The following is a 25,928-nucleotide window of genomic DNA, read 5'->3' as shown; positions in this document are numbered from 1 at the left end:
GAGTCATGCGGGGGGCGGCAGCGGTGCGTCAGCTTCGCCACCGTCTGTTGGCGTCAGGATGCCGGCTAGATGTAGAGGCTGGCGGTCAAGCTGCCAAAAAGCGCATCAAAACTCTTACTCCGGCCAGACCGCCCATGCCGAAAATTGCACCGACAATCCAGCCGGCCAGACCCAGCGCTATTGCCCCAGTGTATCCGGCGTTGTTGTAGCCAGTCATGGCGCCAAGCGACAATCCTGCCGCGCACAGCGCGACAATCCATGCCGTGCGTAGGATCTCCCCTAATCTGCTCATTCGAACCGGTTGCTGCTCACTCTCGGGTAAGTCCGAGAGCGGGCCATTCGGCGGCACGGCCTACTTGCACTTGGCGATCGACGACAGCGCCGCCGAAATGCCCTTCAGCGAAAAGACGTAGGTGGTGGTGTTGCCGCGGCCGGACTTGGCCGACACCTTCATGTCGGTGCCGGTCTTCATCGCGGCGATCAGCACCGGCTCCTCGGCGGCGTTCTCGACCCAGGCCGACTTGCCGCGCGTGAACATCGAGAAGGATTTCTTGTCGATGGTAACGGTGGCCTTGGAGCCCTCCTGGAAATTGTAGCCGGCGATGAATTGCGGCTCGTAGGAGACTTGCTGTCCCGGCCGCTGGCTGACGAAGAAGAACATGTCGCCATGGTCGAGCGTCGGCGGCTGCTTGTCGGTCGGCACGGTCAGCACGTAGCAGACCTTGCCGCCCGAGGCCTGGTAGCTGTAGGTGCCCCAGGCATTGTGCTGGCCGATCTTGGTCGCCGACTGCGCCAGCGCCGGCGCGGCCAGGGCCACCAGGACCAGGCTGGAAACTGTAGCAATCAATCCGCGCATCGTTTTTCCCGTATTCCAACTGGTGCGGCGGCAGGCCGGTCTGGCGTCCTGCCCGTCGCTTCATTTTGATTTAATCTGGGTTACCAAACGGTGAATTTTCCTCAAGAAAAGGACCCACACCCCTGGAAACCGCCGCCATCACCGCACTGCCGCTCGAAAAGCAGCAGCGCGACGTCCCTGTCTCGGACTTGGAGGCCACGAAAGCGGCAAGAGTTTGTCTTTTCAAACCACCCCTGCGTGTGCTGTGCCGGCTCAGCTCTTGCCGGCAATCGCCTGCTTGGCGGCCTGCCGGTGCGCCGGGGTGATGTGGGCGCTGACGGTGGTGATCGCCGCCGTCAGCACGGCTATGTCGTCGGTGAAGCCGAGGCCGAGCACGAAATCGGGAATGAAGTCCACCGGCAGCACGAAGTAGCCGAGCGCCGCCACCAGGATGCCCTTGGCACGCAGCGGCGTGTTCTTGTCCATGGTGCAGTAATAGGCTGCCACCACGTCCTCCATAAAGGGGATCTGCCGGGCAGCCTTCTTTGCGGTGCGCCAGAACTTCTCGCGCACCTCACGCTCGCCGGCAAGCTTGTCGCCAAAGCCGAAGAAATCAAAACCGGAATCTTGCGCCATCAATCTCTCCTTGCAGGCGCCTACGTATCGTTCAACGCGCGGCTGCGAGCAAAAATGTGGTGAAAGCCGACCCCCGCTGCAAGATGCCGGCGCCGATTTGGCATGCTGGGCCTGTCGCGGGGCGTCACTCAGCCGCCGAAATAGCGGTTCATCTTCTTCGCCAGTTCGATATCGAGAGCGGTCACGCCGCCGGCATCGTGCGTGTTCAGCGTGACGTCGACGGTCTTGTAGACGTTCGACCAGTCCGGATGATGATCCATCTTTTCCGCCGCAAGCGCGACGCGGGTCATGAAGGCGAAGGCCTCGGAGAAGTTCTTGAAGACGAAGCTGCGCTTGATCGAAGCGCCGTCGGCGGCCAGCGACCAGCCGCCCAGTTCAGCAAGGGCAGCAGCGATAGCGTCCTTGCCCAGTTTCTCTCTCGTCATGTCGGATTCCTGTGCTATTCGAAAAATGACCCTCACCATAATGCATGTCGCCCAAAAGTGCGTCGCGGTTTTGGGACAGCGACATGCACAAAAATAGCGCCGGATCGATGAGCGCAAAGCCCATAAAGTCCATTCTGTTCGTCTGTCTCGGCAACATCTGCCGCTCGCCGCTGGCCGAGGGCGTTTTTCGCGCCGTTTGGAGCGAGCGCGCAGGGGACCAGGATATGGTGCTCGATTCAGCCGCAACCAGTGGCTGGGAGGTGGGCTCGGCCTCCGACCCACGCTCGATCGCGATCGCCGCCCGCCACGGCATCGACATTTCCAGACAGACAGCACGCAAAGTTGCGCCAGGGGATTTTCACCGCTTCGACCTGATCCTGGGGATGGACCGGCAGAATGTCCGCGACCTGAAGGCGCTGGCGCCAGCCGCCGTGCACGACCGCATCCATCTTTACCTGGAGTTTGCGAGCGGCAGCGGTCGCGACGTGCCGGACCCTTACTATGACGGGCCGGAGGCGTTCGCGACCGTCTACCGCATGATCCGCGAGGCGTCGGAAGCGCTGGCGGCGCGGCTGGCAGTGCGCGTGTCGGCGCCCGACAGCGGCCAGGCTTCCTCGACGATATAGGGGCCGCCGCCGACCGAATCGCGCGACGACATCAAGACGAAGCGGCCAACGCGGAACGGCAGCGTCGAAAAATTGCCGCGCGCCGACAGATACTGGGCGACGTCGAGCGGGCTCGAATTGCGCAAGCGCGCCAGCGTCACATGCGGCGTGAATTTGCGTGGATCGGCCGGCAGGCCAAGCCGCTGGCAGATGCGATCGATTTCGGCTTGCAGGCCGCTAAGATCCGGCGAGGCAGAAACGCCGGCCCACACCGCATGCGGCTTTTTCTGGCCGAAAGCGCCGACGCCGGACAAGGCTATCGGGAAGGACGGGCGGTGGACGCGGTCGAGCGCGATGGCGATCTCGTCGGCGACATGGCCTTCGACATCGCCGATGAAGCGCAGCGTCAGATGGTAGTTTTCGACGTCGATCCAGCGGGCTCCGGGCAGGCCGCCCCGGAGCAGGGACAACGAAAGGGCAGCATCACGCGGAATTTCGAGGGCGGTGAAAAGACGTGGCATGGCAAGCCTCCTGTCCTCGAATCGAACTCACGCCCCTAGCGAATCATCGATATTCAAACGGGGCAAGCGGTTTATTGGCTCCGCGGTTTCCCCAGCGGCAACCGTGACTTTCCAGCCTCACGGCGCTCCGCCCGCCCCGGCAATAGCCTTTTCGACTGTCGGCAGGATGCGCTCGACCATCATTTCGACACCCTTGGCGTTGGGATGCAGGCCGTCCTCCAGCAGCAGCCCGGGCTGGCCGGCGACGCCGTCCAGAAAGAACGGGTAGAGCGGAACGCCGTATTTCGCGGCCAGCTTCGGATAGATCGCGTCGAAGGCGTTCTGGTAGTCGGCGCCGAGATTGGGGGCGGCGCGCATGCCGGCCAGAAGCACGGCGATCTTGCGCTGTTTGAGCTTGGCCAGCATCTCATCCAGGTTCTTTTCGGCGATGCCGGGCGATACGCCGCGCAGCATGTCGTTGGCGCCGAGCTCGAGGATCACCAGTTGCGTGCCGTCGGGCACCGACCAGTCGAGCCGCGCCAGGCCGCCGCTTGTCGTATCGCCGGAAACGCCGGCATTGGCGACCGTCACGTCATGGCCCTTGGCGCGCAGCGCGGCCTGCAACCTGTCGGTAAAGCCTTCGCCGGGACCAAGGCCGAAGCCCGCCATCAGGCTGTCGCCGAAACCGACGATGGTGAAGGTCTCGGCGCGCGCCGACGAAATCGCGCCGCTGATCGCAGCGAAAAGAACGAGGGCTGCAGCAAGAGTGTGTTTGAAAGCCATGCGGCAAGCCCCATATGAGCGGAAATAGTCTTCAGGCGCAGGCGGATCGGACCGCTCTCACCCTCCCATATAGGACGCTTTCATTTTGACAGAAGCCGTCATCGTGCTGAAAGACGTATCGCTGACGCTCGGTGAAGGCGCGTCCTCGGTCCATGTGCTGAAAGGCGTCAGCCTCGATGTCGCCGCCGGCGAGGCAACCGGCATCGTCGGTCCTTCAGGGTCCGGAAAGTCGACGCTGCTGATGGTTCTGGCAGGGCTGGAAAGGGTCGATTCGGGTACGGTTCGAATCGCCGGCGAGCTGCTCAACGGCAAAAGCGAGGATCAGATCGCATCGTTTCGTGGACGAAACATTGGCATCGTCTTCCAGTCCTTCCACCTCATCCCCAACATGACGGCACTCGAAAATGTCGCGGTGCCGCTCGAACTCGCCGGCCATGCCGATCCGTTCGGGGTGGCGGCGCGGGAACTCGCGGCAGTCGGCCTCAGCGACCGCGTCACCCACTATCCCGGCGAATTGTCCGGCGGCGAGCAGCAGCGCGTGGCAATCGCCCGCGCGCTGGCGCCTTCGCCGCGCATCCTGGTCGCCGACGAGCCGACCGGCAATCTCGACCAGGCGACGGGCCGGCAGGTCGCCGACCTGCTGTTCGCCAAGGCGGCCGAGCGCGGCATGACGCTGGTGCTGGTCACGCATGATCCGGCGCTGGCGGCGCGCTGCTCGCGCCAGGTCTCGATGCGCTCTGGACGGATCGAGGACACATCGAGGCCGCTGAAGGTGACGGCCTGATGCCGCTATCCCAGACGCTGAAGCTCGCCGTCCGATTCTCGCTGCGCGAAATGCGCGGCGGGCTGTCGGGCTTCCTGATTTTCCTTGCCTGCATCGCGCTCGGCGTCGCGGCAATCGGCGGCGTCAATTCGGTGGCGCAGGCAATCACCGCCGGCGTTGCCAATCAGGGCCAGACGCTGCTTGGCGGCGATCTGCGCTTCCAGATCAACCAGCGCGATGCGACGCCGGACGAACGTGGTTTCGTCGATCGGCTGGGCGCCGTTTCGCACAGCGCCAGCATGCGCTCGATGGCGCGGCTCGAGGACGGCTCCGACCAGTCGCTGGTCGAGGCCAAGGCGGTCGACGACGCCTATCCGCTCTATGGCGCGCTGGAGACCGAGCCGCAGCTATCGAGGCAGGACCTGTTCGGCGAGAAATCCGGCGTCTTCGGCGCCGTGGCCCCCGACCTGCTGCTCGACCGGCTGAACCTCAAGATCGGCGACCGGCTGAAGCTCGGCAGCGCCACATTCGAACTGCGCGCCAGGCTCACCAGCGAGCCGGATGCGGTGTCCGACGGTTTTGGCTTCGCGCCGCGGCTGCTGGTGTCGACCGAAGGGCTTGCCGCATCCGGCCTCATCCAGCCTGGCAGCCTGGTCGAGCACGCCTACAAGATCCGCCTGCCCGCCGGCGCCAGCGAGGCTGATATCAAGGCGATCCAGGACCAGGCCGCAGCGGACTTTCCGCAGGCCGGCTGGTCGATCCGCACGCGCAGCAACGCCGCACCCGCACTGTCCTCCAACATCGAGCGCTTCTCGCAATTCCTGACGCTGGTCGGGCTGACGGCGTTGGTGGTCGGCGGCGTCGGCGTGGCGAACGCGGTGCGCGCCTATCTCGACGGCAAGCGCGGCGTCATCGCCACCTTCAAGAGTCTGGGCGCCTCGGGTGGTTTCGTCTTTGCCGTCTACCTGGTGCAGATCCTGCTGATCGCCGGTCTCGGCATCATGCTTGGCCTCATCCTCGGCGCGCTGATGCCGTTCGCGGCAAGTGCAGCCCTTCAGTCGGTCATCCCGGTGCCGGCGGAGGGCGGCTTCTATCCCGGCGCGCTTGCCATGGCGGCGCTGTTCGGGCTGCTGGTGACGCTGGCTTTCGCGCTGCTGCCACTTGGTCGCGCCCGCGACGTGCCGGCGACGGCACTGTTTCGCGAGATGGGCTTCGAGAGCCGCGGCTTTCCGCGCCTGCCCTATGTGGCGGCAGCGGTCGGCATCGCGCTCGCTTTGGCGGCCTTGGCCATCCTGTTTTCCGGCGACCGCCGCATCGCCTCGATCTTCGTCGGCGCCACCGTCGTGTCATTCCTGGTGCTGCGCCTCGTCGGTGGGCTGGTGCAGTGGATCGCCAAGAGAAGCCCGAGGGTCCGCTCCGTCGCGCTCAGGCTTGCCATCGGCAACATCCATCGGCCAGGGGCGCTCACGCCGTCGGTGGTGCTGTCGCTCGGCCTCGGGCTGACACTGCTGGTGACGCTGGCGCTGATCGACGGCAATCTCAGCCGGCAGATTTCCGGCAGCCTGCCGGAACGGGCGCCGAACTTCTTCTTTGTCGACATCCAGAGCAGCGACGTCGACGCCTTCTCGGCGCTGGTCGGCGGGCAGGCGCCGCAGGGAACGCTGGTCAAGGTACCGATGCTGCGCGGCCGGGTCATGGCGCTGAACGGCGTCGATGTCGAGAAAGTGAAGGTGCCGGCGGAAGGCGCCTGGGTGCTGCGCGGCGATCGCGGGTTGACCTATGACGACCGCCAGCCCTCGAACGCGACGCTGACGGAAGGTTCATGGTGGCCGCAAAACTATGCCGGCGAGCCGCTGGTGTCGTTCTCGGCCGAGGAAGGCAAGGAGATCGGGCTGAAGCTCGGCGACACCGTCACCGTCAATGTGCTGGGACGCAACGTCACCGCCAGGATCGCCAATTTCCGCCAGGTCGAGTGGGAAACCATGGGCATCAATTTCGTCATGGTGTTCTCGCCCAACACATTTGCAGGTGCGCCGCATGGCTGGCTGGCGACGCTGACCGAGAAGAACGCGTCGGCGGCGGACGATGCCCGCCTGCTCAATGCCGTCACCCGCGCCTTCCCGGCGGTGACGACGGTGAGGGTCAAGGACGCGCTCGATATCGTCAACCGACTGGTGGCGCAGCTCGGAACGGCCATCCGAGCCGCCGCCGGCGTGGCGTTGATTGCGTCCGTGCTGGTTCTGGCCGGCGCGCTCGCCGCGGGCAACCGGGCGCGCATCCACGACGCTGTGGTGCTGAAGACGCTGGGTGCCACCAGGCGAACGCTGATAGCGGCCTTTTCGCTCGAATACATGCTGATCGGCCTTGCCACCGCGGTCTTCGCTTTGGCGGCTGGCGGGGTCGCTGCGTGGTTCGTCGTCGCGCGCATAATGACCCTGCCATCGCATTTCATGCCGGAAGTGGCGGTGGCAACCATAGGCTTTGCGCTGGTCATCACGGTCGGCATCGGCCTTGCCGGAACCTGGCGGGTGCTGGGGCACAAAGCGGCGCCGGTGCTGCGAAATCTCTGATCCGCAACCGCCTGAATCGGCCCAGCTTCGATTAAATCTCGTTAATGTTGCGGCTGGGACGGCTGATAAGGCGCAATTTGGCTGCTTCACGAAGCATTACGCTCGGTTACGGTCTTGTTCTTGTCGCCAAGAACCATCATATTCCGCCGCAGGCATGCTGGAGCCCCGCCAGCGGCGCCTGGGCTCGGTCGAGCCTGACACCGGACCGGACGGGGCAGAAGCAAAAGAGGATTCCAATGGCTGATCCCATTCGCAATTACCAGACGCGCGCCGTACCCGGCGCTGCCGTCGATATCGATCAGGGCCTGCGCGCCTATATGATCAAAGTCTACAATCTGATGGGGCTTGGCTTGCTCATCACTGGCCTTGCCGCCGTCGGCACGATCATGCTGGCCACCACCACCGATCCGGCCTCGGCTGTCGCAACGCTGCCGAGCGGCGAGATGCTGACCTCCTTCGGCTACGCGATCTTCGGGTCGCCGCTGCGCTGGGTCGTCATGCTGGCCCCGCTGGCCGCGGTGTTGTTCCTGTCGTTCCGTGTCCAGTCGATGAGCGTGTCGGCCGCGCAGACGACATTCTGGGTCTATGCCGGCCTCGTCGGCCTGTCGCTGTCGTCGATCTTCCTTGTCTACACGACGGCCAGCATCTCGCAGACCTTCTTCGCCACCGCTGCCGCCTTCGGCGCGCTGTCGCTCTACGGTTACACGACCAAGCGCGACCTGACCGCGATCGGCTCGTTCCTGATCATGGGCCTGTTCGGCCTGATCATTGCGATGGTGATCAACATCTTCCTGCAGTCGTCGGCTCTGTCCTTCGCCGTTTCGGCGATCGGCGTGCTGATCTTCTCGGGCCTGACCGCCTATGACACGCAGAAGATCAAGGAGATGTATTTCGAGGGCGACGCCACCGATGTCGCCGGCCGCAAGGCGATCATGGGCGCGCTGACGCTCTATCTCGACTTCATCAACCTGTTCATGTTCCTGCTGCAGTTCATGGGTGACCGCCGCTGATTTGGCGGTTGGACCATCGAGTTCCCGAAGGGCGGCCCAACGGCCGCCCTTTTCTTTTGTGCCGGCCTTTGCTGTTATCTCAGGCAGGCAAATGGCATGCATAAATTATGAGCAGCATCACCATACGGGCCGCCAGTTCGGCCGACCTCGATCGAATCACGGAAATCTACGCCGACGCGGTGACGCACGGCACCGCGAGCTACGAGCTTGAGCCGCCGAGCCGCGCCGAAATGGGCAGCCGATTCGACACGCTGATGGCGGGCGGCTTTCCCTATCTGGTGGCGGAAAAGGATGGCGCCGTGCTCGGCTATGCCTATGCCGGCCCGTTCCGGCCGCGCCCGGCCTATCGTTTCGTCGTCGAGGATTCCGTCTATATCGCTCCGGAGGCCAAGGGCCAGGGCGTCGGGCGGCTTCTGATGGACGCGCTGATCGAGGCAGCGCGCGTTGCGGGGTTTCGCCAGATCATCGCGGTCATCGGAGATGGCCATGCCGACAGCGCTTCGGTGCGGCTGCATGAGAAGCTCGGCTTTCGCCATTCGGGCCGCCTGGAAGGCTCCGGCTACAAGCACGGACGCTGGCTGGACACGGTTTTCATGCAGCTCTCGGTGAATGGCGGAGCGCAGCTCCCGCCCGATCCCGCCTCGCTGCCGGAGCGGAAATTCCGGCAAAAATCAAATAGTTAAGCTTCGACCACCTTCAGCTTGCTGTCGAAGACGCCAAGCACGCGGCCGAGCTCCTGGCCGCGCTTGAGGATGCTGCCGCCGGCGGCAATGACGGCAAAGGCGCCTTGCCGGCGCGCCAGCTTCGGGTCCTTGACGATCTGGAACAGCGGCACTTCGCTGGCGCGGCGGAAGACGGAAAAGACGGCGCGGTCGGAGAGGTGGTCGATGGCGTAGTCGCGCCATTCATTGGCGGCGACCATGCGCCCGTAAAGTCTCAGGATCTGGTCCAGTTCGCGCCGGTCGAAGCGCACCGGCTGGTCGAGGCGTTCGCGTCTTGCCTCATGCAGCGGGATCAATATTGCGGATGCGTCCCCATCCTCCGTCCCACTGCCGCCGCGATCGGTCATGCCTCGATCCTTCGAATGAATCCTCGCTTGCAGAAGTTGGCGTGTTCGCTGGCGAATTGCAAGGCCCCGGCTAAGCAAGCCGGAGCCAAGCCGTTTCCGTCACGTCCAGTCACGTTTGTCAAACGCCTGTTGGAATTGGTGATGCTTCGCCACAATCCTGCCTTATTTTATCCGCGCTGATGCCCCAATCTCCGACGAGTTTACCGGCGTTGCCTGAGACGGTTCGGTCCGGCACCGGCTCGTAAACCCCAAGCCCCCCGCCCACGGGTCTGCGTCGGATCGAACCAACCTCGGTTTTTCCCTCGGAAGAATCGGGTGCGACGATCCCAAAACCTAAATGACCGGCGTCAGAAGCAAGCTGACGCCGGTTTTTTATTGGCCTGTGGATGCGGTTCCCAAAGCGCGTTGCGTTGAACGGCCCCGTGCGAGCGCTTCAACGACTGATATCGTCGGTCCGCGCTGCCCCTCATTGTCCTGCCGGACATTTCTCCCCGTCTAAGTGACGGGGAGAAAGACGCTGTCATTGACGGTTTCGCCAATCATCGACGCTGCAGAATGGGCGCCAACGTTGCGGCCAGTCCCCCTTCTCCCCACGGGGAGAAGCCGGCAGGTGGATGAGAGGCGGTGCCGACGGTCCAGTTACGGCTTGCGGATGAAGGCCGCGCCCAGGATCGGCCCGGGGGTGCCGTCCTTGCCGACCGACTGCAGCAGGACCGCGCAGCCGCCTTTCTTGGAGATCTCTGTCATCGGCAATTCGTAGCGTTGCGCCTTGCCGTGCCACATGCCGGCGGTCTGGATGCCGGAGACGGCGTTCCAGTAGGTCATGCTGCGACCGCTGTTCTCACCCTCGCCGATCTTGATCGTTTGCGGCGCATTGAAATAGACGATGACGACGTGGGCATCGGTGGGGCCGCCGCCGGCGTCGCCGGTGTCGATCATGACGCGGTCGCTGGTGCGGCTGACCTTGATGCCGACCCGCATGCCTTCGCCGGTCTTCTGCAGGCGGGCAAGTGTGCCGTCGACTTCCTTGCGGCTGGCGCCGTTGACATGGCTGCGGCCGTTGATGACGGCTTGCGGCGTATAGACCGATCGGCTGCCGAAGGCGCGCATATAGTCATACTGCCGCTCGGTGTTCTCCTTGCGGCTCAGCGTGTCCTGCCAGCCGAGATAGTCCCAGTAGTCGACATGATAGGCCAGCGCGATGATGTTTTCCTTGGCGGCGAGCTCGGCGAAGAACGCGTCGGCCGGCGGACAGGAGTTGCAGCCCTGGCTGGTGAAAAGCTCGACCACGCCGAGCGGCTTGTCCGTTTCCTCCGCAAGCCCGTTGCCGGCGAACGCCGACAGGGCCAGCGCTAGTGCCGCAAGCCGCAATGATCCCTGAGATGCCATGGCCGTTCCAATTTCCCGCCGGTGACGCCGGCTTTGTCGTGATTGCTAAAATATGTGGCAGAAGCGACAGTCAACGGGAAGTCACGTTGCGGTGAAATTTTGTGGTTGCAACTGAAGGCAAGCCCGCAATAGGAGAGGCGTCTGCACTTTGCGGTGCGGTTCGATTGGAGGCGGCGGCATCAGCATGTGGCAAACTCTCCTGACGCCGGTCGATCTTTATTGTGAACGGACAGGCCCGGAACTTTGGGCCGAACCGGTCAATGCTCTGACAAATCTTGCATTTCTTGCCGCCGGTCTGTGGGGAGTGCGTGAGGTGCGCCGGCACGGCACCGGCACTTTCGCCGAAGTGCTGGCCTGGTGGGTGGTGGCGATCGGCATCGGCTCGATGCTGTTCCATATCTTCGCCATCCGAGCCACGATCTGGGCCGACGTGCTGCCGATCGCCGGTTTCACGCTCGCCTACACGCTGTTCACGCTGCGTCGCTTCCTCGGCATGGAATGGGACAAGGCGATCGCCATCTTCGTCGCCTTCTACGCCGTCGCCGGGCTGCTGACATGGGCGGTGCCGGACTGGCTGCGGCAGGCCTCGAACGGCACGACCGGCTATCTGGCGCCCTTCCTGGCGCTTGCCTTCCTCGGCACATGGACAGCGTTGAGCGGCAGCGGCGCCGGCCGCTACAATCTGGCGGCCTTGGCGATCTTCGTCGTCTCGGTCATCTGCCGTATGGCCGATCCGCTGGTCTGCGGCAGCTTCCCGCTCGGCACGCATTTCCTCTGGCACATCCTGAACGGCCTGATGCTCGGCGTGCTTCTGGCCGCGGCGGCGCGGTATGGGAAGCCGAAAGTAGGCAGTAGGCAGTAGGGGGTTCTATTCCCTACTGCCTTATTCCCTTCCTATGCCGCGAGATCGCGCAGCACGTACTGCAGGATGCCGCCGTTCTTGAAGTAGTCGAGCTCGTCCAGCGTATCGATGCGGCAGATGATCGGGACGTTCTTCACCGTGCCGTCGCCGTAAGTGACCTTGGCGGTCATTTTCTGACGCGGCTTGATGGCGTCGAGGCCGTCGATCTCGACCAGCTCGTCGCCCTTGAGGTTGAGCGAGGCCCATGACGTCCCGTCCTCGAAGACGAAGGGGATGACGCCCATGCCGACCAGGTTCGAGCGGTGGATGCGCTCGAAGGACTGGGCGATGACCGCGCGGACACCAAGGAGATTCGTGCCCTTGGCCGCCCAGTCGCGCGACGAACCGTTGCCGTATTCGACGCCGGCGAAGATGACCAGCGGCACGCCGTCCTTCTTGTACTCCATCGCGGCGTCGTAGATCGACGTCTCTTCCTTCGACGGATAGTGGATGGTGTAGCCACCCTCGCGGCCGTTCTCGCCCAGCATGTGGTTGCGGATGCGGATGTTGGCGAAAGTGCCGCGCATCATCACCTCATGGTTGCCGCGGCGCGTGCCGTACTGGTTGAAGTCGGCAACGCCGACGCCATGGTCGGTCAGGTATTTTCCGGCCGGCGATGCGGCCTTGATCGAACCCGCCGGCGAAATGTGGTCGGTGGTGATCTTGTCGCCGAACAGGCCAAGCACGCGCGCGCCCTTGATGTCGCCGATCTTGCCGAAGCCCGACGTCATGCCGGCGAAATAGGGCGGGTTCTGCACATAGGTCGAGTTGTCGTCCCAGGCATAGGTCTGGCCTTCCGGCGCCTTGACCTTCTGCCAGTACTCGTCGCCCTTGAAGACGTCGGCATATTTGCGGGCGAACAGCTCGCGTGTGACGTTCTTCTCGATGAACTCCTGGATCTCGGCCGAGCTCGGCCAGATGTCCTTGAGATAGACCGGCTCGCCGTTCTTGTCCTCGCCGAGCGGCTCGGTGGTCAGGTCCTTGGTCACCGTGCCGGCCAGCGCGTGGGCGACGACCAGTGGCGGCGAAGCGAGATAGTTCGCCTGCACGTCGGGCGAGACGCGGCCTTCGAAATTGCGGTTGCCGGACAGGACCGCGGCAGCAATCAGGCCCTTATCGTTGATGGTCTTGGAAATCGGCGCCGGCAGCGGACCGGAATTGCCGATGCAGGTGGTGCAGCCGAAGCCGACCAGGTTGAAGCCGATCTGGTCGAGCTCCTTCTGCAGGCCCGACTTCTCCAGATATTCGGCGACCACCTGGCTGCCCGGCGCCAGCGAGGTTTTCACCCACGGCTTCTGCTTGAGGCCGAGCCGGTTGGCGTTGCGGGCGAGCAGGCCGGCGCCGATCAGCACGCTCGGATTGGAGGTGTTGGTGCAGGAGGTGATGGCGGCGATGACGACGTCGCCATGGCCGAGATCATGGGAAGTGCCTTCGACGGCATAGCGCTTGGAGATCTCGGCGGCCTTCTTGTATTCGGTCTCCATCGCCTTGGCGAAGCCGGCCGGGATGCCTTCGAGCGCGACGCGGCCTTCCGGACGCTTGGGGCCGGCCATCGACGGCACGACGTCGCCGAGCTCGAGTTCGAGCAGGTCGGTGAAGACCGGGTCGGCCGATCCGGTGTCACGCCACATGCCTTGCGCCTTGGAATAGGCCTCGACCAGCGCTATGCGGTTTTCCTCGCGGCCGGACATGGTCAGGTAGCGGATGGTTTCAGAGTCGACCGGGAAGAAGCCGCAGGTGGCGCCATATTCCGGCGCCATGTTGCCGATGGTGGCGCGGTCGGCCAGCGTCATGTTGGACAGGCCGGGGCCGAAGAACTCGACGAACTTGCCGACGACGCCCTTCTTGCGCAGCATCTGGGTGACGGTGAGCACGAGGTCGGTGGCGGTGACGCCTTCCTTGAGCCTGCCGGTGAGACGGAAGCCGATGACTTCGGGCAAAAGCATGGAGACGGGCTGGCCGAGCATCGCGGCCTCGGCCTCGATGCCGCCGACGCCCCAGCCGAGCACGCCGAGACCGTTGATCATGGTGGTGTGCGAATCGGTGCCGACGCAGGTGTCGGGATAGGCCGTGGTTTCGCCGTCCTCGACGTTGGTCCAGACAACCTGGCCGAGATATTCGAGATTGACCTGGTGGCAGATGCCGGTGCCGGGCGGCACGACGCGGAAATTGCGGAAGGCCTGCTGGCCCCATTTCAGGAACTTGTAGCGTTCTTCGTTGCGCTCATATTCGAGCTCGACATTGCGGGCAAAGGCCATCGGCGTGCCGAACTCGTCGACAATAACCGAATGGTCGATGACGAGGTCGACCGGCACCAGTGGGTTGATCTTCTGCGGGTCGCCGCCGAGCGAGGCCATGGCGTCGCGCATGGCGGCAAGGTCGACCACCGCCGGAACGCCGGTGAAATCCTGCATCAGGACGCGGGCCGGGCGATAGGCGATCTCGACGCCTGCGGTGCCTTTGTCGGTCAGCCAGCCGGCGACCGCCTGAATGCTTTCCTTGGTGACGGAACGGCCGTCCTCGTTGCGCAGCAGGTTTTCCAGCAGCACCTTCATCGAATAGGGCAGCTGGGAAATGCCGGTGAGGCCGTTCTTCTCGGCCTCGATAAGATCGAAATAAACATATTCGGTGCCGGCTGCGGTCAGCGTGCGGCGGCAATTGAAACTATCGAGTGATTTTGACACGTGCGGTCCGTCCTTGTCTGTTCAGCCTGAAAGGGAACGGACGCCGATGGCATGCAATCACGCGCAAAGGTGCGGGTACGGCCATTTCCGCTGTCCGTTCCCAGCCAACCCGAGCCGTTCAAGGCGGCGCGTGCGCTGGTTCGGCGCTAATTCTGTTCCCGTGCTGACCGCTGGCACGGATGACCCGGATATAGAGAATTTCCTGGAATAGTTCTAGACACGGAATCGCCATTTTTGCTGCGGCGCACCGGAGCCGCGCTTGGACTTTCGGCGAAGGGGAACGAATGCGGCTGATCGCCGAAAATCTGGGCGGCGAACGCGGCGGCGAGACGGTCTTTTCCGGCATCGGCTTTGTGCTCGAGAAGGGTGAGGCATTGGTCGTCACCGGGCCGAACGGCGCCGGCAAGTCGACGCTGCTGCGGGTCATCGCCGGGCTGCTGCCGGTGGCGGAAGGCCGGGTACGAATCGAAGGTGGTGGCGAGGATTTCCCGTCGATTGCCTCTGCCTGCCACTATCTTGGCCATCAGAACGCGATGAAGACGGTGCTCAGCGTGACGGAGAATTTGCGCTTCTGGCGGGATTTTTCGGGTGAGCCGCTGCTTTCCGTGGAGGAGGCGCTGGAGGCTGTCGGGCTCGGCGGGATCGGCCATTTGCCGTTTGGGTATCTGTCGACCGGGCAAAGGCGGCGCGCGTCGATCGCGAAGCTGCTGGTGAGCCGCCGGCCGCTGTGGCTGCTGGACGAGCCGACGGCGGGGCTGGACAAGGCTTCGGAGGCAAGGTTTGGCGGGGTGATGACGGATCACTGTCGGCAAGGGGGGATCATCATAGCAGCAACGCATTTGCCTTTGGGGCTGGATGGGGCGAAGGCGTTGGTCATGGGGGAGACCGTTTGATGTCGGCGCTCTACGGCGCCCCCCTCTGCCCTGCCGGGCATCTCCCCCTCAAGGGGGGAGATCGGCAGCTTGGCCCTCGGCTCAATCTTTCGACGATGGGAATTGGCGAAAGACGAGGTGACAGCCCATCTCCCCCCTTGAGGGGGAGATGTCCGGCAGGACAGAGGGGGGTGTTCAAGCGCGGGCATCTCAAACCATGCTAGCGCTCTTCCTCCGAGACATCCGCCTCTCCATCCGTGCCGGCGGCGGCGCGTTGACCGGCGTGATCTTCTTCCTCGCCGTCATCGCAACGATCCCGTTTGGCGTCGGGCCGGACCTCAATCTGCTTGCCCGCATCGGTCCGGCGATCCTGTGGATCGCGGCGCTGCTTGCTTGCCTGCTCGGGCTCGACCGGCTGTTCCAGGCCGATCGCGAAGACGGCTCGCTCGATCTTCTGGTGCTGGGCCACGACCGCCACATGCTGGCGCTGACGGTGCTGGTGAAATGCCTGGCGCACTGGGGTGGCAGCGTGCTGCCGCTGGTTGTCGCCGCACCCCTGCTCGGCCTGTTCATGAATATGGAGCCGATGGGCATCGGTGCTACCGCGCTGACCCTTCTGGTCGGCACGCCGGCGATTACTTTCATCGGAGCGGCGGGCGCCGCCGTAGCGGTGGCCCTGCCGCGCGGCGGGTTGCTGATCTCGGTGCTGGTGCTGCCGCTGACCATCCCGGTGCTGATCTTCGGCGTCTCGGCAAGCTACGGCGCGGTGGCGGATCCCGATCCGTTCCTGCAGCCCTTCCTCATTCTCGCCGCGCTGACCCTGTTTCTTGCCGTTCTGGGGCCGGTGGCCGCGGCACTGGCGCTGCGCCACGGGACCGACTGATGCATTGGGCCGTGGGCGGCTGCGGCGCGGCGGCCGATTGCGAAGCCGGGACGGCAAGGCTAAGGGAAGGCATGATCGAACACGGCGACATGGTCGGGTCGGACGCCCGAGCGGAGCAGCTGGCATGAGCGCGCATGCGCTCTATGTGACTGCCGCCTATGCCATCACGGCGATCGTGCTGGCCGGGCTGATCGGCTGGATCCTGGTCGACCAGCGCGGGCGCAAGCGCGACCTGGCAGAACTGGAGGCGGCCGGCGTGCGCCGCCGCTCCGACAAGGGCGCCGGCGACAAGAGTGTTCGGGAAAAGGGCGCCAAGTGATGAGCAGCGAAACCGAAACGCCGGCCCGTCGCCGCCTGATCGTGCTGTTGCCGCTGGTGATCTTCCTCGGCCTGGCGGGGCTGTTCCTGTTGCAGCTTCTGTCCGGCCGCGATGTTTCGGAAGTGCCGTCGGCGCTGATCGGCCTGCCGGCGCCGCAGACCAATCTGCCGGCGCTCGAAGGCACCAACCTGCCCGGTCTCGATTCGAAACAGTTCGCCGGCAAGGTGACGCTGGTCAATGTCTTTGCGTCGTGGTGCGCGCCGTGCCGCGAGGAGCATCCGGTGCTGCTGGCCCTGTCACAGGACAAGCGCTTCGTCACGGCGGCGCTGAACTATAAGGACGAACCGGAAAATGCCCGCCGCTTCCTTGGCGAGCTCGGCAATCCGTTCCAGGCGATCGGCGTCGACGAAGCCGGACGCGCTGCGATCGACTGGGGCGTCTATGGCGTGCCGGAAACCTTCGTCGTCGGCAAGGACGGCAAGATCGCCTACAAGCATGTCGGTCCGCTGACAGCGGAGTCAGCCGAGACGCTGCTGGTGCCGCAGATCGAAAAAGCTCTGGCGGCACGCTGATATTCAGGTGATGCTGGCCTACGAACGGCGGTTTCCTGCGCTTCCGGTGCTCACGTACTTAAGTACGCTCCGCTCCGGTTCTCGGAATCCACCATTCTCGACTCGGCCTGACCTGAATCTCAGCGTGCCGGACCGAGTCTTTCGACTAAAAGTTCAGCCGTAGATCTGCTTGTGGATCTGGTAGAGCATTTCCGAGCGGTCGGCGCGCATGTCGGCCAGGTCGCGAGCGGTGAAGCTGTCGATTTCCGCGACGAGGCGGTTGTAGTGCTTGCGCTTGGCAATGCTCTGGCGAGCGCGGGTCATGAGGCTGTCGATGATCATAGCAAGGTTCCTTTCGTGCCGCGTACTGGCGGCGAATTGTTCCTCCCTTGATCGATACGGAGCATGACATAGTAATGGTGCGTTGCAAAAAGAAGATGTTGCAATGCACCATTGCGCCCAGTGCATAGCCGGTTAACCGGCCCTTACCCGCAATTCCTGCGGGACGGCATCGCTCCCACGTTGCCTGGAGGCCTCAAGATGCAGTGAAGCACTCATCATCGATCTTGCCAGATCGGCCGCCGGCTGGCTTGATCGCGCCCGATCTCAAGTGCCGGGAGGAAAAGCATGGCCGCCGCAGACTATTATGAAGTTCTCGATCCGCGTTTCGCGCGGCTGTTCAACTCCAACGCGCAAGTGGAAAAGCTGTTCACCGGCTGCCAGTGGGCGGAAGGCCCGGCCTGGTTCGCCGCCGGCCGCTATGTGGTGTGGTCCGACATCCCCAACAACCGCATGCTGCGCTACGACGAAACCGACGGCAATGTCAGCGTGTTCCGCCAGCCCTCCGGCAATTCCAACGGCAACACTGTCGACCGGCAGGGCCGGCTGGTGACCTGCGAGCATTCGGGCCGCCGCGTCAGCCGCACCGAACATGACGGCTCGGTCATCACCATTGCCGACAAATGGCGTGGCAAGCGGTTGAATTCGCCCAACGACGCGGTGGTGAAGTCCGACGGCTCGATCTGGTTCACCGATCCGACCTACGGCATCGACACCGACTATGAGGGCGACAAGGCCGAGAGCGAGATCGGCGCCTGCAATGTCTACCGGGTCGATCCCGACAGCGGCGAGATCGAAGCCGTGATCACCGACATGGTCAGGCCCAACGGGCTGGCCTTCTCGCTCGACGAGAGCAAGCTCTATGTCGTCGACACCGGCCGTACGCATGGCGCGAAGAACCCTGCGCATATGCGCGTGTTCAATGTCGGCAAGGGCGGCAAGAAGGTTTCCGGCGACAAGGTGTTCGCCGACTGCACTTCCGGCATGTTCGACGGCTTCCGGCTCGACGAGGACGGGCGCATCTGGACGAGTGCGGCCGACGGCATCCATTGCTACGATCCGGACGGGACGCTGATCGGCAAGGTCAAAGTGCCCGAAGTCACCGCCAATTGCGTGTTCGGCGGCAACAAGCGCAACTGCCTCTACATCGCCGGCACCACCTCGCTCTACATGGTCCGGCTGATGGTCAATGGCGCCAAGACCTTTTGAACCTCATGTCGTTCAGCGGGCGCCGATGAAGCCGGCGAAGGCTGAAACCGCCTCGCGCATGGCCAGCCGGCTTGCCGGCTCGGCCAGGATCTTGTCCATCTCCGGTGGCTTCTTGCCGATCAGGACGACCTCGAGTGCGGTATCTTCATAGAGCGCGAACGACATCGTGCGCATGATCTCGGCGAGTGCAGCGCGGGCAAACAGCGAGCGCGGCGAGGCATGCACCAGCATGGCCGGCTTGTCGACGGCGGCGTCGCGCGACACCAGCCAGTCGAGCCCGTTCTTCAGCCCGCCCGGCACGCCATGGGCATATTCGGGGCAGGAGACGATGACGCCGTCGGCGCGGGTGACGGCGTCGATCAGCCTTGATGCCTCCGGCGGCGTGCGTTCGCCTTCATCGTCGGGATTGAAGATCGGCAGCCGTCCGAGCCCGTCATAAAGGCGGATGCGGCAATCAGCAGGCGCGTTCGCGGCCAGCGCCGCGACGAGGGCCGAATTGGTCGAGGCGGCGCGCAGGCTGCCGGAGATGGCGAGGATTTCGATCAAGGGGAGGCGAGCCGGGTGAACGGAGAATCGTTCCCAAAAGCTACCACAGGGTTTTCTGGTAATCCTCGTCCAGCTCGCGGTCGATATCACCCGCGGTGTCGGCCAGCGCCAGCTGGTCGCGCATGATCTGACCGAGCGTCGGCAGCGTCGCGCGGTCGTACCAGGTCTCGGGTTTCCACAGATCGGAGCGCATGAAGGCCTTGGCGCAATGCATGTAGGCGGCTCTGACCGACACCACGACGACGCTTTGCGGCGCCTTGCCGTCGATCGCGAGCCGTTCGCGCAAACCGGCATCGACGGTGATGCGGGCATCGCCATTGACGCGCAGCGTCTCGTTCATGCCGGGGATGAGGAAGAGCAGCCCGATGGACGGATTGCGAATGATGTTTTCGAGCGTGTCCAACCGGTTGTTGCCGGGCCGGTCGGGGATGGCGATGGTCCTGTCGTCGAGCACGGCGGTAAAGCCCGGTCTGTCGCCCTTCGGCGTCACATCGGCATTGCCGGCGCCGTCGGAGGAACCGATCAGCACGAAAGGGCTCTTGCCGATGAAGGAGCGGCAGTGACCGTCGAGCCCCTTCAGTTCCTTGCGGATGGAGCCGTCGGTGGGCCGGGGCGTCTTGTAGATCGTCCTCAGCTCGTCGCGCGTGGTGACGAAGTCCATCCCGGTCTCCCCTACTTGCCGGCCTTCTCTTCGGTCTTGTCCTCGAGCGAGTGACGCAGGATCAGCGGCATCTGGCTGAAGGTGAAGATAAGCGTGATCGGCATGATGCCCCAGACCTTGAAGGTAACCCAGGCGTCGGTCGAAAAATTCCGCCACACCACTTCGTTGACGAGGGCCAGGAACAGGAAGAACAGCCCCCAGCGGAAGGTGAGCTTCTTCCAGCCTTCGGCATCGAGACTGAAAGCGGAATCGAAGACGTAGCCGAGCAGCGACCGGCCGAAGAACAGGCCGCCGAGCAGCACGCCGCCGAACAGCGTGTTGACGATGGTCGGCTTCATCTTGATGAAGACGTCGTCTTGCAGATAGAGCGTCAGCGCGCCGAAAATGAAGACGACGACGCCCGACACCATCGGCATGATCGGCAGAGTGCGGGTGAGCAGCCAGGAGGCGATCAGCGCGATCGCGGTCGCGGCCATGAACAGGCCGGTGGCGACGAAGATCGGGCCGCCGAATTCGGCCAGCACGGGAAATTTCTGCACCAGCCATCCGCTGCGCGCATTGGCGAAGAAGAACACCAGCAGCGGGCCGAGCTCGAGCGCCAGCTTGAGCACCGGGTTGACGGCTTCTTTCTTTTGTTTCTGCGGATCCGACGGGTCGCGCTCGAGGATGGGCGGGTTCATAGGCTTCCTTCTTGCGCGCGATCCAATCAAAAAAGCTTGCGCCTTTCGAGATCACGCTTGTTAGGCCACTCCAGCGATCGCCCTGGCGAATTCGCTTGCCGAGAAAGGTTCTAGGTCGTCAACCTGTTCGCCGACGCCGATGAAATAGACCGGCAATTTGTGCTTTGCCGCGATCGCCACCAGAATACCGCCACGCGCCGTGCCGTCCAGCTTGGTCATCACCAGGCCATTGACGCCAGCAACATTGCGGAAGATCTCGACTTGGTTGAGCGCGTTCTGGCCGGTGGTGGCGTCGACCGTTTGCAGCACGGTATGCGGCGCCTCCGGATCGAGCTTGCCCAGCACGCGGACGATCTTTTCAAGTTCGGCCATCAGCTCGGTCTTGTTCTGCAGCCGTCCGGCGGTATCGATGATCAGCACGTCGGAGCCGGCTTCCTTTGCCCGCTCGAATGCATCATAGGCGAGGCCGGCGGCGTCGGCCCCGATTTTCGAGGCGATCACTGGCGACTTCGTCCGCTCGCCCCAGATCTTGAGCTGCTCGATCGCCGCAGCGCGGAACGTGTCGCCGGCGGCAAGCATCACCGACAGGCCGCCATCGGTCAACTTGGCCGCCAGCTTGCCGATGGTCGTGGTCTTGCCGGTGCCGTTGACGCCGACGACCAGGATGACATGCGGCTTGTGGGAGAGGTCGAGTTCCAGCGGCATGGCGACATGGGTCAGCACCTTCTCGACCTCGGCCGCCATCACCGCGCGGACTTCGGTATCGGAGACGTCCTTGCCGTAGCGGCTGGAGGCAAGCGCGTCGGTGACGCGCAAGGCCGTCTCCAGGCCAAGGTCGGCGCGGATCAGCACGTCCTCCAGATCCTGCAGCGTGTCCTCGTCCAGCTTGCGCTTGGTGAAGACGCCGGCGATGTTGCCGGAGAGTTCGCGGGACGAACGGGCAAGCCCGTCCTTCATGCGCTGGAACCAGGAACGCCTCGGCGCCGGCTCCGGTGCCTTCAGGGGCTCGGCTTTTTGCTCGACCTTCTTGGAGACGGTCACCTTGCCGGGAGCGGGTTTTGGCTCCGGCGCGGGTTGCGGGACTGGCTGCAGCTCGGGCGCGATCTCGGCGAGGATCGGTTGTGCTTCAACCGGCGATGGCTGGCGAATAGGCGCTGGGATTTCGGCCGATGGTGCAGCTTCGGCAGGAGAGAGGCCAATATCGCCAGGTTCGCGCTGCCCCTCACCCTCACCCTCACCCTTACCCTCTCCCCGTGAAGGACGGGGAGAGGGGGGCGCGAGCGTTGAGGCTTCTTCTTTGATGTCTGCAAGAGGGGTGCTGGCACTACGATCAGCTCCCTTCTCCCCGTCACTATACGGGGAGAAGGTGCCGGCAGGCGGATGAGGGGCAGGGCCGAGCTCTGAAGATGGCGGCGCAGAAGACGGAGTCGATGGTGGTATCTCGACCGGTTTGGGCGTCTCCGCCGGGACCTCTGCAGGAGGCGTCGGCACTTCGACGGGTGCTGGTTCCGGCTGCCTTTCCGGGCGTGACGGGACGATCTCCGGCTCGGCCGGCGCAGGTGGCGGGACTTCCTGAGGCTGCGGTTCGGGGGCAGGCTCGGGAACGACGGGCGCAGGAACTTCCTGAGGCGCTGGCGGCTCGGCAGGTGTCTCAGGAGCGGGTTTCGGCTCCTCTATAGGCTCGGGTTCCGGCAGAGGTTCCGGCTCGGACGGAACGATCGGCTCCGGCGCCGGTGGAATGGTCGGGGTCGGCTCGGGCTTTGGCTCCTCGGGGGCCGGTTGCGGTGCCGGCGGCGCTTCTGGCTCAACAGCGGGAGGCGGCGTCGGTTCAGCCTGCGGCGCGACCTCTGCCGCAGACTCGTCGCGCTTCAAAAACTCCGGCAACGCCTGCTCAGCCGCAGGTTTCAGCGCGTCCAGCGCCTCCCATTTGATCGGCGGCAGCGGTGCGGTCTCGTCGATCCGCTCCTCGACCACTTCCTTCTTGCCGAACGAAAATATCTTCTTGAAAAAACCGGCCATGCTTTGCGTTTCTCAGGCGGCGCGGGCGGTAGCGGGCGCGGCGATCAGGCGGGCACCGTCATGGCCGGTGATATCGGCCTCGACGATCTCGCCCGGCGAACCTGCAGCGATAGCGGCAAGCGTAAACCCTTCGGTGCGGCCGAGGCCGTCGCGCTCGACCAGGATCGACTGACGCGTGCCGGCGAGCGTAGCGAGATGACGGCGATAGGCGGCCTCGCCCGCGGCGCGCAGTCGGGCGGCGCGCTGCTTGACCAGTTCGCGGCGGACCTGCGGCATGCGCGCGGCGGGCGTGCCTTCGCGCGGGCTGAACGGGAAGACATGCAGATGCGTCAGCCCGCATTCCTCGACGATCTTTTCCGAGTTCTCGAACATCGCCTCGGTCTCGGTCGGGAAGCCGGCGATGATGTCGGCGCCGAAGACGATGCCGGGGCGCAGCTTGCGCACATCCTCGCAGAAGCGGATCGACTGGTCGCGCAGATGGCGCCGCTTCATCCGCTTCAGGATCATGTCGTCGCCCGACTGCAGCGACAGATGCAGATGCGGCATCAGCCGCGGCTCGGTGGCAATCGCATCGAGCAAATCGTCATCGGCTTCGATCGAATCGATCGAGGACAGACGCAGCCGCTTCACGTCGGGCACCTGCCTGAGGATCGTCTTGACCAGCTTGCCGAGTTTTGGGCTGCCCGGCAGGTCGGCGCCAAAACTGGTCATGTCGACACCGGTCAACACGATCTCGGCATATCCGTTGCCGGCAAGACGCTTGACCTGCTCGACCACGGCGCCCATGGGCACCGAGCGCGAATTGCCGCGGCCGTAGGGGATGATGCAGAAGGTGCAGCGGTGGTCGCAGCCGTTCTGCACCTGGACGAAGGCGCGTGCGCGGCCCTCGATGGCGTCGACCATGTGGCCGGCGGTCTCGCGCACCGAGAAGATGTCGTTGACGCGTGCCTTCTCGGTGTCGTTGACGCCGAAATCCGGCAGCGCGCGATAGGAATGCGCCTTCAGCTTCTCCTCATTGCCAAGCACGAGATCGACCTCGTCCATGGCAACGAAATTCTCCGGCTCGGTCTGCGCGGCGCAGCCGGTGACGATGATGCGGGCGGCCGGGTTCTCGCGGCGGGCTTTCCTGATCGACTGCTTGGCCTGGCGCACCGCCTCGCCGGTGACTGCGCAGGTGTTGAAGATGATGGCGCCGCCTTCGAGCGCGCCGAGGCCGGCGCTTTCGGCTTCGCGGCGCATCACCTCGGATTCATAAGTGTTCAGCCGGCAGCCGAAGGTGACGACGTCGATGCCCTTTGAGAGAGCCGCCATCAGGCCGCGCTTTCGGTGTCGCGGGCCCATTGGCCGGTCGACGGGTCGAAACTGCCGGAAAATTCCCATTCGGCGGCACCGGTCAGGATGACATGGTCGTCGTCGCGCCATTCGACATGCAGCGAGCCGCCGCCCGGCGTCATCAGCGACACGCTGCGTCCGGTGCGCCTGGTGCGGGCAGCGGCGACGACTGCGGCGCAAGCGGCCGAACCACAGGCCTTGGTCAAGCCGGCGCCGCGCTCCCAGGTGCGGATGACCATGGTTTCCGGCGAGGTCACCTGCGCAATCGTGATGTTGGCGCGCTCGGGGAAGATCGGGTGGTTTTCCAGCAGCGGGCCGAAACGGTCGAGCTCATAGGACCAGACGTCGCCGTCGACCCAGAAGATGGCGTGCGGGTTGCCCATCGAAACGGCCGAGGGCGAATGCAGCACCGGCGCGTCGATCGGGCCGATCTGCAATTCGATCATGCGGGTGTCGCGGAATTCCTCGGCCAGCGGGATATCCTGCCAGCCGAAGCGCGGCGTGCCCATGTCGACCGAGATCGTGCCGTCGGCGTGTTCCCTGGCGTTGAGGATGCCGGCGACGGTCTCGAAGGTGAATATCTTCTGGCCGGTCTCGGCGGCAAGCGCCTGGACGACGCAGCGCATGCCATTGCCGCAGGCCTGCGCGCCGGAGCCGTCGGAATTCAAGATGTCGATGAAGAAGGCCGTGCCCGGCGTCCTGGCGTCGTGGATCGCCATGATCTGGTCGAACTTGGTCGCGGCATCGGCATTCAGCGCGATGGCGGCAGCCGGCGTCACCCGATCGGCACGGCTGCGCATGTCGGCAACGATGATCTCGTTGCCGATGCCGTTCATCTTGGCGAAGGGGGCGGTGCCTGCCATTGCTCCGATGGTTCCATGTCCGTTTGCCGCTATATGGCGGAAACGGGCAGGAATTACCAGTGTGCCACCCCTTTTGGCCACGGCGAAGACGCCGGACCTAGCCACGGCGAAGACGCCGGGCTGGCGACGGCGAAGACGCCGCGCCTATGTTACCGCGAAGACGCCCAGTACGAGCAGCAGGAAGATGATGAGGACGATGCCGATGAGGATGCGCGCGCCGGTGGCGGCGGCACCCGCCAGCGCCGGCATGCCGAGCAGGCTGGCGGCGGCGGCGACAATCAGAAGAATGATGATCCATTTGATCATGAGGTGGCTCCCAGCCGAATTGCGTTGTGGAACCAACGCGTTTTCAAAGGTTGGGTTCCTCAGCCGATCTCCGGTACGTCCCAGACCTCGCCCGGGCGCAAGGCGCGAAAGCGTTCCTGCGGCAGGCCTTCGGCGTCCAGCGCCTCGGCCAGTTTCCGGGCCGGCTCGTCGATCGGTTCGTTGGTGAGTTGGAAGGTGCCCCAGTGGCAGCCGGCGGCATGGGCGGCGTTGCACAGCTTCATGCCTCGCACCGCTTCCTCCGGGTTCTGGTGCTGCGACGCCATGAACCAGCGCGGCTCATAGGCGCCGATCGGCAGGATGGCGAGGCGGAAGCCGCCATGCTTTTCCGCCATCAGTCGGTAATTGGTGCCGCCATGAAAGCCGGTGTCACCGGCGAAATAGACTTTTGCGTCCGGGGTTTCGACGACGAAACCCGCCCACAGCGCCATGCGCCGGTCGCGCGCGCCGCGTGCCGACCAGTGATGCACCGGTTCGACATGGACGGCGACACCGTCGCCGATCTCGACCCGGTCGCCCCAGTCATGCGCCGTGAGCCGCATGCCAGGCACCACATCATCGATGATGGCGTCGTTGCCGAGCGGCGTCAGCACAAGCGGGTCGTGTTTCGCCTTCAACCGCTTCAGTGTAGCGAGGTCGAGATGGTCGTAATGGTTGTGGCTGACCAGCACGAGGTCGATCGGCGGCAGCTGTGAAAAGGCGATGCCGGGCGCATTGACACGTTTTGGCCCGGCAAAGGAGAGCGGTGAGACGCGCGGCGACCAGACCGGATCGGTGAGGATGTTGAGACCAGCCGTCTGGATGAGCAGCGAGGAATGGCCGACCATGGTCAGCCGCAGCCCTGATCCGTCGATCCGTTCGGCCGGCTTTGCCTGATGAAACGGGCTCGGATTGGCCGCCGGCCATTTCGAGCGCTCGCCGCTCAATTGCCATTTCAGCAGGTCGGCAAAGCGGCCCGGCGGCTGGCCGTCGGGATTGAAGAACAAGGTGCCGTCGAAATGATCGCTGGGCGGGCCGCTGTAGTAGCGGTTGGCGGCTCTCTTTCTCGCAGCCATTTTTCTTCCGCTCCCGCGGGGTTCGCTTTTTTCCTGAGATAGGGTCTGGGCCGTCTGGCGCAAGCATTTTTCACGCCAATGCCAAGGGCGAAGAGGTGGCCTCGG

Annotated in this window: 29 protein-coding genes; 11 read left to right on the top strand and 18 right to left on the bottom strand. The window is 64.3% G+C overall.

Annotated features, from left to right (window positions below):
* Positions 1–85: 85 nt before the first annotated feature.
* From DH08_RS36970 to DH08_RS24575, 4 genes are all read right to left on the bottom strand, one after another.
* The gene (locus tag DH08_RS36970) at positions 86–217 is read right to left on the bottom strand and encodes a hypothetical protein (protein ID WP_282595056.1); all 132 of its coding nucleotides are present in this window, start codon (positions 215–217) and stop codon (positions 86–88) included.
* A 135-nt stretch (positions 218–352) separates the two neighbouring features.
* Positions 353–856: an invasion associated locus B family protein gene (locus tag DH08_RS24585; RefSeq protein WP_192181754.1), complete on the bottom strand. Its 504-nt coding sequence runs from the start codon at positions 854–856 to the stop codon at positions 353–355.
* Positions 857–1,108: 252 nt separating this feature from the next.
* Complete coding sequence (locus tag DH08_RS24580) at positions 1,109–1,471, bottom strand: YkvA family protein (protein ID WP_192181753.1); 363 nt, start codon at positions 1,469–1,471, stop codon at positions 1,109–1,111.
* A 128-nt stretch (positions 1,472–1,599) separates the two neighbouring features.
* Complete coding sequence (locus tag DH08_RS24575; RefSeq protein WP_081482158.1) at positions 1,600–1,896, bottom strand: 4a-hydroxytetrahydrobiopterin dehydratase; 297 nt, start codon at positions 1,894–1,896, stop codon at positions 1,600–1,602.
* Positions 1,897–2,003: 107 nt separating this feature from the next.
* Here DH08_RS24575 and DH08_RS24570 point away from each other — a divergent pair, with 107 nt between their 5' ends.
* Positions 2,004–2,522: a low molecular weight protein-tyrosine-phosphatase gene (locus DH08_RS24570; RefSeq protein WP_192181798.1), complete on the top strand. Its 519-nt coding sequence runs from the start codon at positions 2,004–2,006 to the stop codon at positions 2,520–2,522.
* Here the strand turns inward: DH08_RS24570 and thpR are convergent.
* Together thpR and DH08_RS24560 are read right to left on the bottom strand one after the other, a co-directional pair.
* A complete protein-coding gene (thpR, locus tag DH08_RS24565) occupies positions 2,426–3,022 on the bottom strand; it encodes an RNA 2',3'-cyclic phosphodiesterase (RefSeq protein WP_192181752.1) in 597 nt (198 codons plus the stop codon). The two genes, DH08_RS24570 and thpR, sit on opposite strands and share 97 nt — an antisense overlap.
* 117 nt (positions 3,023–3,139) lie before the next feature.
* Positions 3,140–3,784: an arylesterase gene (locus tag DH08_RS24560; protein WP_192181751.1), complete on the bottom strand. Its 645-nt coding sequence runs from the start codon at positions 3,782–3,784 to the stop codon at positions 3,140–3,142.
* 85 nt (positions 3,785–3,869) lie between these two features.
* Between DH08_RS24560 and DH08_RS24555 the strand changes: the two genes are divergently transcribed.
* The 4 genes from DH08_RS24555 to DH08_RS24540 all read left to right on the top strand — a co-directional run bounded on the left by DH08_RS24555 (position 3,870) and on the right by DH08_RS24540 (position 8,810).
* Positions 3,870–4,568: an ABC transporter ATP-binding protein gene (locus tag DH08_RS24555; protein WP_192181750.1), complete on the top strand. Its 699-nt coding sequence runs from the start codon at positions 3,870–3,872 to the stop codon at positions 4,566–4,568.
* Positions 4,568–7,117: an ABC transporter permease gene (locus DH08_RS24550; RefSeq protein ID WP_192181749.1), complete on the top strand. Its 2,550-nt coding sequence runs from the start codon at positions 4,568–4,570 to the stop codon at positions 7,115–7,117. The genes DH08_RS24555 and DH08_RS24550 overlap by 1 nt, the downstream gene beginning before the upstream one ends.
* A 236-nt stretch (positions 7,118–7,353) precedes the next feature.
* Positions 7,354–8,127: a Bax inhibitor-1/YccA family protein gene (locus tag DH08_RS24545; RefSeq protein ID WP_192181748.1), complete on the top strand. Its 774-nt coding sequence runs from the start codon at positions 7,354–7,356 to the stop codon at positions 8,125–8,127.
* 107 nt (positions 8,128–8,234) lie between these two features.
* Positions 8,235–8,810 carry a GNAT family N-acetyltransferase gene (locus DH08_RS24540; RefSeq protein WP_192181747.1) on the top strand — a complete coding sequence of 192 codons (576 nt, stop codon included), beginning with the start codon at positions 8,235–8,237 and terminating at the stop codon, positions 8,808–8,810.
* On the opposite strand, the gene DH08_RS24535 is transcribed toward DH08_RS24540, so the two are convergent.
* Both DH08_RS24535 and DH08_RS24530 read right to left on the bottom strand, forming a co-directional pair.
* Positions 8,807–9,196 carry a DUF2794 domain-containing protein gene (locus DH08_RS24535; protein WP_006202686.1) on the bottom strand — a complete coding sequence of 130 codons (390 nt, stop codon included), beginning with the start codon at positions 9,194–9,196 and terminating at the stop codon, positions 8,807–8,809. The two genes, DH08_RS24540 and DH08_RS24535, sit on opposite strands and share 4 nt — an antisense overlap.
* Before the next feature lie 639 nt (positions 9,197–9,835).
* Positions 9,836–10,585, bottom strand: a complete 750-nt coding sequence (locus DH08_RS24530) for a DUF1223 domain-containing protein (protein ID WP_192181746.1) — start codon at positions 10,583–10,585, stop codon at positions 9,836–9,838.
* A gap of 184 nt (positions 10,586–10,769) precedes the next feature.
* On the opposite strand from DH08_RS24530, the gene DH08_RS24525 reads away from it, so the two are divergent.
* Positions 10,770–11,447, top strand: a complete 678-nt coding sequence (locus DH08_RS24525) for a ceramidase domain-containing protein (protein WP_192181745.1) — start codon at positions 10,770–10,772, stop codon at positions 11,445–11,447.
* Positions 11,448–11,479: 32 nt separating this feature from the next.
* Here DH08_RS24525 and acnA read toward each other — a convergent pair whose 3' ends face one another.
* Positions 11,480–14,170 (bottom strand): aconitate hydratase AcnA, encoded by a 2,691-nt coding sequence (acnA, locus tag DH08_RS24520; RefSeq protein WP_192181744.1) that lies wholly within the window; start codon positions 14,168–14,170, stop codon positions 11,480–11,482.
* Between the two features lie 284 nt (positions 14,171–14,454).
* On the opposite strand from acnA, the gene ccmA reads away from it, so the two are divergent.
* The 4 genes from ccmA to DH08_RS24500 all read left to right on the top strand — a co-directional run bounded on the left by ccmA (position 14,455) and on the right by DH08_RS24500 (position 16,816).
* On the top strand, positions 14,455–15,063 hold the full coding sequence (gene ccmA / locus DH08_RS24515; RefSeq protein WP_192181743.1) for a heme ABC exporter ATP-binding protein CcmA: 609 nt from the start codon (positions 14,455–14,457) through the stop codon (positions 15,061–15,063).
* 196 nt (positions 15,064–15,259) lie between these two features.
* Complete coding sequence (ccmB, locus tag DH08_RS24510) at positions 15,260–15,925, top strand: heme exporter protein CcmB (protein ID WP_192181742.1); 666 nt, start codon at positions 15,260–15,262, stop codon at positions 15,923–15,925.
* 124 nt (positions 15,926–16,049) lie between these two features.
* Positions 16,050–16,244 carry a heme exporter protein CcmD gene (gene ccmD, locus DH08_RS24505; RefSeq protein ID WP_192181741.1) on the top strand — a complete coding sequence of 65 codons (195 nt, stop codon included), beginning with the start codon at positions 16,050–16,052 and terminating at the stop codon, positions 16,242–16,244.
* Complete coding sequence (locus tag DH08_RS24500; RefSeq protein ID WP_192181740.1) at positions 16,244–16,816, top strand: DsbE family thiol:disulfide interchange protein; 573 nt, start codon at positions 16,244–16,246, stop codon at positions 16,814–16,816. Before ccmD ends, DH08_RS24500 begins: the two co-directional genes overlap by 1 nt.
* A gap of 153 nt (positions 16,817–16,969) precedes the next feature.
* On the opposite strand, the gene DH08_RS24495 is transcribed toward DH08_RS24500, so the two are convergent.
* On the bottom strand, positions 16,970–17,137 hold the full coding sequence (locus tag DH08_RS24495; protein ID WP_006202677.1) for a hypothetical protein: 168 nt from the start codon (positions 17,135–17,137) through the stop codon (positions 16,970–16,972).
* A gap of 285 nt (positions 17,138–17,422) precedes the next feature.
* On the opposite strand from DH08_RS24495, the gene DH08_RS24490 reads away from it, so the two are divergent.
* A complete protein-coding gene (locus tag DH08_RS24490) occupies positions 17,423–18,343 on the top strand; it encodes an SMP-30/gluconolactonase/LRE family protein (protein WP_192181739.1) in 921 nt (306 codons plus the stop codon).
* 12 nt (positions 18,344–18,355) lie between these two features.
* Here DH08_RS24490 and DH08_RS24485 read toward each other — a convergent pair whose 3' ends face one another.
* The 8 genes from DH08_RS24485 to DH08_RS24450 form a co-directional block, all read right to left on the bottom strand.
* Positions 18,356–18,889: an NADPH-dependent FMN reductase gene (locus DH08_RS24485; RefSeq protein WP_192181738.1), complete on the bottom strand. Its 534-nt coding sequence runs from the start codon at positions 18,887–18,889 to the stop codon at positions 18,356–18,358.
* Positions 18,890–18,929: 40 nt separating this feature from the next.
* Positions 18,930–19,550, bottom strand: coding sequence for a pyridoxamine 5'-phosphate oxidase family protein (locus DH08_RS24480; RefSeq protein ID WP_192181737.1), 621 nt, complete (start codon positions 19,548–19,550; stop codon positions 18,930–18,932).
* Between the two features lie 11 nt (positions 19,551–19,561).
* The gene (locus DH08_RS24475) at positions 19,562–20,230 is read right to left on the bottom strand and encodes a septation protein A (protein WP_192181736.1); all 669 of its coding nucleotides are present in this window, start codon (positions 20,228–20,230) and stop codon (positions 19,562–19,564) included.
* 60 nt (positions 20,231–20,290) lie between these two features.
* Complete coding sequence (gene ftsY / locus DH08_RS24470) at positions 20,291–21,769, bottom strand: signal recognition particle-docking protein FtsY (RefSeq protein ID WP_428339097.1); 1,479 nt, start codon at positions 21,767–21,769, stop codon at positions 20,291–20,293.
* Between the two features lie 492 nt (positions 21,770–22,261).
* Complete coding sequence (mtaB, locus tag DH08_RS24465; RefSeq protein WP_192181735.1) at positions 22,262–23,560, bottom strand: tRNA (N(6)-L-threonylcarbamoyladenosine(37)-C(2))-methylthiotransferase MtaB; 1,299 nt, start codon at positions 23,558–23,560, stop codon at positions 22,262–22,264.
* Positions 23,560–24,444 (bottom strand): diaminopimelate epimerase, encoded by an 885-nt coding sequence (gene dapF / locus DH08_RS24460; protein WP_192181734.1) that lies wholly within the window; start codon positions 24,442–24,444, stop codon positions 23,560–23,562. The genes mtaB and dapF overlap by 1 nt, the downstream gene beginning before the upstream one ends.
* Positions 24,445–24,588: 144 nt before the next feature.
* On the bottom strand, positions 24,589–24,750 hold the full coding sequence (locus DH08_RS24455) for a DUF1328 family protein (RefSeq protein ID WP_120014473.1): 162 nt from the start codon (positions 24,748–24,750) through the stop codon (positions 24,589–24,591).
* 59 nt (positions 24,751–24,809) lie between these two features.
* Positions 24,810–25,823 (bottom strand): MBL fold metallo-hydrolase, encoded by a 1,014-nt coding sequence (locus tag DH08_RS24450; protein ID WP_192181733.1) that lies wholly within the window; start codon positions 25,821–25,823, stop codon positions 24,810–24,812.
* Positions 25,824–25,928 lie beyond the last annotated feature (105 nt).

The organism is Mesorhizobium amorphae, assembly GCF_014843845.1.
In the GTDB taxonomy this organism is placed as follows: Bacteria; Pseudomonadota; Alphaproteobacteria; order Rhizobiales; family Rhizobiaceae; genus Mesorhizobium; species Mesorhizobium amorphae_A.
Note: the sequence above shows the minus strand (reverse complement) of the source record. Positions and strands in the feature narration are given on the sequence as shown.

Coding starts and splice junctions, on each gene's coding strand:
- DH08_RS24580 (WP_192181753.1), bottom strand. CDS start 1,471: ATGGCGCAAGATTCCGGTTTTGATTTCTTCGGCTTTGGCGACAAGCTT.
- DH08_RS24475 (WP_192181736.1), bottom strand. CDS start 20,230: ATGAACCCGCCCATCCTCGAGCGCGACCCGTCGGATCCGCAGAAACAA.
- ccmA (WP_192181743.1), top strand. CDS start 14,455: ATGCGGCTGATCGCCGAAAATCTGGGCGGCGAACGCGGCGGCGAGACG.
- DH08_RS24535 (WP_006202686.1), bottom strand. CDS start 9,196: ATGACCGATCGCGGCGGCAGTGGGACGGAGGATGGGGACGCATCCGCA.
- DH08_RS24500 (WP_192181740.1), top strand. CDS start 16,244: ATGAGCAGCGAAACCGAAACGCCGGCCCGTCGCCGCCTGATCGTGCTG.
- ccmD (WP_192181741.1), top strand. CDS start 16,050: ATGAGCGCGCATGCGCTCTATGTGACTGCCGCCTATGCCATCACGGCG.
- DH08_RS24495 (WP_006202677.1), bottom strand. CDS start 17,137: ATGATCATCGACAGCCTCATGACCCGCGCTCGCCAGAGCATTGCCAAG.
- mtaB (WP_192181735.1), bottom strand. CDS start 23,560: ATGGCGGCTCTCTCAAAGGGCATCGACGTCGTCACCTTCGGCTGCCGG.
- dapF (WP_192181734.1), bottom strand. CDS start 24,444: ATGGCAGGCACCGCCCCCTTCGCCAAGATGAACGGCATCGGCAACGAG.
- DH08_RS24490 (WP_192181739.1), top strand. CDS start 17,423: ATGGCCGCCGCAGACTATTATGAAGTTCTCGATCCGCGTTTCGCGCGG.
- DH08_RS24525 (WP_192181745.1), top strand. CDS start 10,770: ATGTGGCAAACTCTCCTGACGCCGGTCGATCTTTATTGTGAACGGACA.
- DH08_RS24585 (WP_192181754.1), bottom strand. CDS start 856: ATGCGCGGATTGATTGCTACAGTTTCCAGCCTGGTCCTGGTGGCCCTG.
- DH08_RS24450 (WP_192181733.1), bottom strand. CDS start 25,823: ATGGCTGCGAGAAAGAGAGCCGCCAACCGCTACTACAGCGGCCCGCCC.
- DH08_RS24545 (WP_192181748.1), top strand. CDS start 7,354: ATGGCTGATCCCATTCGCAATTACCAGACGCGCGCCGTACCCGGCGCT.
- DH08_RS24550 (WP_192181749.1), top strand. CDS start 4,568: ATGCCGCTATCCCAGACGCTGAAGCTCGCCGTCCGATTCTCGCTGCGC.
- DH08_RS24480 (WP_192181737.1), bottom strand. CDS start 19,550: ATGGACTTCGTCACCACGCGCGACGAGCTGAGGACGATCTACAAGACG.
- DH08_RS24570 (WP_192181798.1), top strand. CDS start 2,004: ATGAGCGCAAAGCCCATAAAGTCCATTCTGTTCGTCTGTCTCGGCAAC.
- DH08_RS24560 (WP_192181751.1), bottom strand. CDS start 3,784: ATGGCTTTCAAACACACTCTTGCTGCAGCCCTCGTTCTTTTCGCTGCG.
- ccmB (WP_192181742.1), top strand. CDS start 15,260: ATGCTAGCGCTCTTCCTCCGAGACATCCGCCTCTCCATCCGTGCCGGC.
- DH08_RS36970 (WP_282595056.1), bottom strand. CDS start 217: ATGACTGGCTACAACAACGCCGGATACACTGGGGCAATAGCGCTGGGT.
- DH08_RS24575 (WP_081482158.1), bottom strand. CDS start 1,896: ATGACGAGAGAGAAACTGGGCAAGGACGCTATCGCTGCTGCCCTTGCT.
- DH08_RS24530 (WP_192181746.1), bottom strand. CDS start 10,585: ATGGCATCTCAGGGATCATTGCGGCTTGCGGCACTAGCGCTGGCCCTG.
- thpR (WP_192181752.1), bottom strand. CDS start 3,022: ATGCCACGTCTTTTCACCGCCCTCGAAATTCCGCGTGATGCTGCCCTT.
- DH08_RS24455 (WP_120014473.1), bottom strand. CDS start 24,750: ATGATCAAATGGATCATCATTCTTCTGATTGTCGCCGCCGCCGCCAGC.
- DH08_RS24540 (WP_192181747.1), top strand. CDS start 8,235: ATGAGCAGCATCACCATACGGGCCGCCAGTTCGGCCGACCTCGATCGA.